This window comes from Streptomyces sp. AF1A (genome assembly GCF_047340315.1).
Lineage (GTDB): Bacteria > Actinomycetota > Actinomycetes > Streptomycetales > Streptomycetaceae > Streptomyces.
Genome location: NZ_JBLEBI010000288.1, coordinates 1 through 5,146 on the forward strand (window position 1 = coordinate 1; position 5,146 = coordinate 5,146).

The following is a 5,146-nucleotide window of genomic DNA, read 5'->3' on the forward strand; positions in this document are numbered from 1 at the left end:
TGCCCGCGCACACCGGGGGGTTCGCCCGCTCGCGGACGCTGCTGTTCCTGGTGGCCGGGGACGCGGTGGGCGTCGTACGGGCGCGGCAGACCGCGCTCGACGCCACCCGGCCGCGGGGGCGGATCCAACTGCGCGATGTGGAGGCCGAGGTGCTGGGCGACGACGACACGGACGTGCTGCCCGCCCTCGCCGCGCTCGGCGACCGGGCCGCCGCCGTGCTCGCCGCCGAGGCCGTCGGGGCGGCCGACCGGGTGCTGGAGCGGACCGTGGAGTACGTCGGGCAGCGGGAGCAGTTCGGGCGGCCCGTCGGCTCCTTCCAGGCGGTGAAGCACCGGCTGGCGGACGCGTACGTGGGGGTGCAGGCGGCGCGGTCGGCCGCGTACTACGCCGCCTGGGCGAGTGCGCACGGCGAGGGCGCCGGGGCGCTGGCGCTCGCGCAGGCGCTGGAGGCGCTGCGGTGCGCCGCCGCCGAGGGTATCCAGTTGCACGGCGGGATCGGGTTCACCTGGGAGCACGACGCCCACCTGTACTTCAAACGGGCCGCCGGGGACGAGCTGCTGTTCGGTCCGGCGCACCGGCTGCGGGACCGGGCCGCCGAGGCCGCCGGGCTCTTCGCGGGCGAGGTGGCCGTCTGATGGCGGGCCTCGGCGTGCGGTTCGTGCAGAGGATGTCGTCCACCCGGGCGTTCGCGAAGGTCGCCCCCCATGTGGTCCCGGCGCTCGACCGGAGCGTGCACCGGCTCACCCGGGGCCGCTTCCTGCTCAGCGCCGGGCTGCTGCCGGGCGTGGTCCTCACCACCACCGGCGCCCGCAGCGGGCGGCTGCGCCGGACTCCGCTGGCGTGCATGCCGGAGGAGGACGGCCGCGGCTGGATCCTGGTCGGCTCCAACTTCGGCCGCACCGGGCACCCCGCCTGGACCCACAACCTGCTCGCCCATCCACACGCCTCGATCAGCTGGAAGGGGCGGGACGTCCCCGTCACGGCCCGGCTGCTGACGGGGCGGGAGCGGGCGGAGGTCTGGGCGGCACTCCTGCGCTTCTGGCCGCCGTACGCCACGTACCAGTCCCGCGTGGACCGGGAGATCCGTCTCTTCCGGCTCACCCGAAGTGCGGGCTAGATGCGCTGCCCCGGGACGTCGGTGACATGCGGGCCCAGGCAGGTGGTGTCGCGGAGCGGAGGGCTGAGCCCGGTGTCCGGCCGCCGCGCGGGTGGGTGCGGCCGGTGACGGTCTCCCCCGCAGGACGGCCGCCGGCTCCCGGCCCTCGGCGGAGCTACAGCGTCGCCAGCCGCTCCGCCAGCAGGAACGCGCCGATTCCGAGCATCGCCGCCCCCGAGGTCCGTGTCACGGCCCGGGCCGCCGCGGGTCTGGCGGTGAGCAGGGTGCGGGCGAGGAGGCCGACGGTGAGGTAGACGGCCGCGCAGCAGGCCATGTGGAGCAGGCCGAGGGCCGCGGTCTGGGCCGGGACGGGAAGGTGGCCCCCGCGGAGGGTGAGGAACTGGGGGAGGACGGAGAGGTAGAGGAGCAGGCCCTTGGGGTTGAGGCCGCTGATGGCGGCGCCCCGGAGGAAGGCACCGCTGCGAGGCGGGGCCGCCGCACCGGCCTGCGGGGTCGCCGGGCGCCGCAGGACGCCCCAGCCCAGCCACAGCAGGTAGCCGGCGCCCGCCACCGTCAGGACCGTCAGCAGGCGCGGGGAGCCCGCCACCAGGACCGCCAGGCCGGCGGTCGCCAGCGCCGTGTACAGGGCGTACCCGCAGACCAGGCCCGCCACCGCGCGCGGTACCGGGCCGCCGCACAGGGCGGCCGTGATGACGTACGCCCAGTCGGCACCCGGCACGCACACCAGCAGCAGGTCCACGGCGAGAAAGGAGATGAGCAGTCCCGAGTCCATGCCGGCGACATTAGGCGTGAATGGCCCGAAAGTGTTCCCGAAGTTTGCTCATGATCGGGGTTTCTGAGCAACTATCTTCTTCATGGACGACGTGGACCGGAAAATCCTTGCCGAGCTGCAGCAGGACGGGCGGCTGACCGTGACCGAGCTGGCCACCCGTGTGCGGCTCAGCGTCTCGCCCTGCCACCGGCGCCTGCGCGAGCTGGAGCGCTCCGGCGCCATCCAGGGCTACCGCGCGGTCGTGGACGCGGCGGCGCTAGGGCTGAACTTCGAGGCGCTGGTCTTCGTGTCGATGCGGCAGGAGGACCGGGACACCGTCGCCGAGTTCGAGCGGGCGGTCGCCGGGCTGGAGCACGTGCTGGACGCCCAGCGGCTGTTCGGCGAGCCCGACTACCTGCTGCGGGTCGCCACCGCCGACCTCGCCGCCTTCCAGCGGCTCTACGACGAGCGGCTCGCCACCCTTCCGGGCGTGCAGCGGCTGACGTCGACCCTGGTGATGAAGCACGTGGTGCGGGACCGGCCGCTGCCCGCACAGACGGCAGGCGGTGGTTCACCGAGTGAACCACCGCCCGCCAGACAGGACTTGGTGTGAAGAAGAGGGAGGTGCGCTACTTCGACGGCTTCTTGCCCGTCACGCCGAGGTGCACCAACAGCGCGAGGTTCGGCTTGAGTTCCGCCTGCTTCACGCCCCAGGAGGAAAAGCCCTTCTGGTGCGCCGCCACCGCCGCGAGCATCGCGACCAGCGAACCGGCCACCGCCGCGGGGCTGACGTCCTTGTCGACCCGCCCCTTCGACTGCAGCTCGGCGATCGCGTCCGCAAGGGAGTTGTTCACCGAGTTGAGGATCTTCATGCGGATCTTGTAGAACCGTTTGTCCCCTTCGGCCGCGCCCAGGTCGACCACGCGCAGGATGGCGTCGTTCCTCCGCCAGAACTCCAGGAATCCGTCCACGAGTTCCTGCGCGGTCTGCCAGCCCGCCTTGCCGGTCCAGGTGCGCCCCTGCAGGAGTTCGGCCAACCCGGCGCCCTCGGCGGCCATTTGCTCGGCGATCTCGAGCACGGCGCCTTCGACGTCCGGGAAGTACTGATAGAAGGTCGCGGGTGAAGTGCCCGCCTTCCGGGCGACATCGATGACCTTGACGTCCCGGTAGGGGGAGGAGCTGAGCATCTCGCTGAGGCAGTCGAGCAGCTTCTGCCGGGTCGCCTGCCCACGCCGGCCGGCCACGCGGCCGTCGACGGTACGCACTTGTCCTGTCATGTCGTCAGCTTACCGAGGGGTGATCGGAGCGCGATTCGGCCGACTGCAAATGGGGTGCGAGGTGCTGTCGGGGGAGGGGTGGCTGGTCTGCGGGGTGCGCGCGACCCGGTTACTTTGACGACATGGCCGAAAACAGGGCATCCGGGAACGAAGAGGCGCACGGAGGGGCGTACAGGGAAGGCGTCCCCTGCTGGGTGGACGCCGAGCTGCCCGACGTCGAGGCGGGCAAGCGGTTCTACGGCGAGCTCTTCGGGTGGTCCTTCCGGGCGGCGTACGGCTCCGCCGTGTGGGCCATGCTGGACGAGGACCGCGTCGCCTCGCTGGCCCCCAAGCGCGACGGCCGCATGCCCACCGTCTGGACGGTGTCCTTCGCCACCCCCGACGTCCAGGCCCTCGGCCGGCGCATCACCGCGGCCGGCGGCCACGTGGTCATGGACCCCTTCCCGGTGGGCGACCTCGGGATCGCCGCCCTCGTCGCGGACCCCGAGGGCGCGATCTTCGGGCTGTGGCAGGGGACCGGACACCCGGGCTTCGGGCGACGGCACGAGCCGGGCACCTTTGTCTGGGCCGAGCTCTACACCCGGGACACCGCCGCTGCCAACGCCTTCTACGGGAGCATCTTCCACGACGCCCTGTTCGGCACGGACGCCGAGCCCGACTTCGGCCGCGCCGACGTCACCGACGTCTTCCCCGCCGAGATGCCCCCGCACTTCCTCTGCCACTTCCGGGTCACCGTGCTCGACGACGCGCTCGCGACCGTCCAGCGGCTCGGCGGGCGGGTGCAGGCGCCGCCCTTCGAGACGTCGTACGGACGAGTGGCCGTCGTCACCGACAATCAGGGGGCGTCGTTCGCACTACTGCAGCGGTGAACGAACGTGTCCGTCGAGGTGTGCCGGTGGTTTGTCGGTGCTTTTGTCGATGGTTTGTCGATGGTTTGTCGATGTTTATCGAGATTTACGGTGGGACACCCCGATTCATCACCGGGTTCGCAACCGGCGGCCCGGCCAGGAAGAATCGGGGTGCGTGCCGCCACGGCGGTGCGGTGGTGAGACGCTGCACTTCGGTCGCGTACATATGTGGGTGGCGCGGCCAGTACGGGGAGGTGGCAGGCAAGTGGTGGATCAGCTGACGCAGCACGATCCGCGGCGGATCGGGCCGTTCGAGGTGCTGGGCCGGCTGGGCGCCGGCGGCATGGGGCTGGTCTATCTCGCGCGCTCGGCGTCCGGCCGGCGCGTGGCGATCAAGACGGTGCGCACCGAGCTGGCCGAGGACCAGCTCTTCCGCGTCCGCTTCACCCGCGAGGTCGAGGCGGCCCGCGCGGTCTCCGGCTTCTACACGGCGGCCGTGGTCGACGCCGACCCGCGGGCCGCCGTGCCGTGGCTGGCCACCGCGTATGTGCCCGCGCCCTCCCTCGAGGAGATAGTGAACGAGTGCGGGCCGCTGCCGGCCCAGGCCGTGCGCTGGCTGGCGGCGGGCGTCGCCGAGGCGCTGCAGTCCATCCACGGCGCGGGGCTGGTCCACCGCGACCTCAAGCCCTCCAACGTGCTCGTGGTCGAGGACGGCCCCCGGGTGATCGACTTCGGCATCGCCTCCGGCGTCTCGAACACGCGCCTGACGATGACGAACGTCGCCGTCGGTACCCCCGCCTACATGTCCCCGGAGCAGGCCAAGGACTCCCGCAGCGTCACCGGCGCCAGCGACGTCTTCTCCCTCGGCTCCATGCTGGTCTTCGCCGCCACCGGCCACCCGCCCTTCCACGGCGCCAACCCGGTCGAGACCGTCTTCATGCTGCTGCGCGAGGGCCCGGACCTCACCGGGCTCCCGGACGAGCTGCGCCCGCTGATCGAGGTCTGCATGCAGATGGAGGCCTCCGCCCGGCCCACCCCGGCCGACCTCCAGGCCCAGCTCGCACCGCACCTCTTCGGCTCGGGCTCCGACGACAGCGGCACCGCCTCCGCCTGGCTGCCGGAGAAGGCGGTCGCGCTCATCGAGGCCCGCCGC

General features: G+C 72.5%; 7 protein-coding genes. 5 read left to right on the plus strand and 2 right to left on the minus strand.

Features of this window, described 5'->3' with window-relative positions:
• The coding region (locus ACLU3S_RS35660) for an acyl-CoA dehydrogenase family protein (protein WP_413956120.1) at nt 1-635 on the plus strand (635 nt) is incomplete at its 5' end.
• Nucleotides 635-1,117, plus strand: a complete 483-nt coding sequence (locus ACLU3S_RS35665) for a nitroreductase family deazaflavin-dependent oxidoreductase (protein WP_413956121.1) — start codon at nt 635-637, stop codon at nt 1,115-1,117. The genes ACLU3S_RS35660 and ACLU3S_RS35665, both read left to right, overlap by 1 nt.
• Before the next feature lie 154 nt (nt 1,118-1,271).
• Here the strand turns inward: ACLU3S_RS35665 and ACLU3S_RS35670 are convergent, their stop codons facing one another.
• Entirely contained in the window at nt 1,272-1,889 is a 618-nt protein-coding gene (locus tag ACLU3S_RS35670) for a LysE family translocator (RefSeq protein WP_413956122.1), read from the minus strand.
• Between the two features lie 82 nt (nt 1,890-1,971).
• Here ACLU3S_RS35670 and ACLU3S_RS35675 point away from each other — a divergent pair, with 82 nt between their 5' ends.
• Nucleotides 1,972-2,481, plus strand: a complete 510-nt coding sequence (locus ACLU3S_RS35675; RefSeq protein WP_413956123.1) for an Lrp/AsnC family transcriptional regulator — start codon at nt 1,972-1,974, stop codon at nt 2,479-2,481.
• Nucleotides 2,482-2,497: 16 nt separating this feature from the next.
• Here ACLU3S_RS35675 and ACLU3S_RS35680 read toward each other — a convergent pair whose 3' ends face one another.
• Nucleotides 2,498-3,133, minus strand: coding sequence for a TetR family transcriptional regulator (locus tag ACLU3S_RS35680; protein WP_413956126.1), 636 nt, complete (start codon nt 3,131-3,133; stop codon nt 2,498-2,500).
• A gap of 134 nt (nt 3,134-3,267) precedes the next feature.
• Here ACLU3S_RS35680 and ACLU3S_RS35685 point away from each other — a divergent pair, with 134 nt between their 5' ends.
• Together ACLU3S_RS35685 and ACLU3S_RS35690 are read left to right on the plus strand one after the other, a co-directional pair.
• Complete coding sequence (locus ACLU3S_RS35685; protein WP_413956124.1) at nt 3,268-4,014, plus strand: VOC family protein; 747 nt, start codon at nt 3,268-3,270, stop codon at nt 4,012-4,014.
• A 244-nt stretch (nt 4,015-4,258) separates the two neighbouring features.
• Nucleotides 4,259-5,146 (plus strand): serine/threonine-protein kinase (locus ACLU3S_RS35690; RefSeq protein WP_413956125.1); only part of this gene is annotated, 888 nt, incomplete at its 3' end.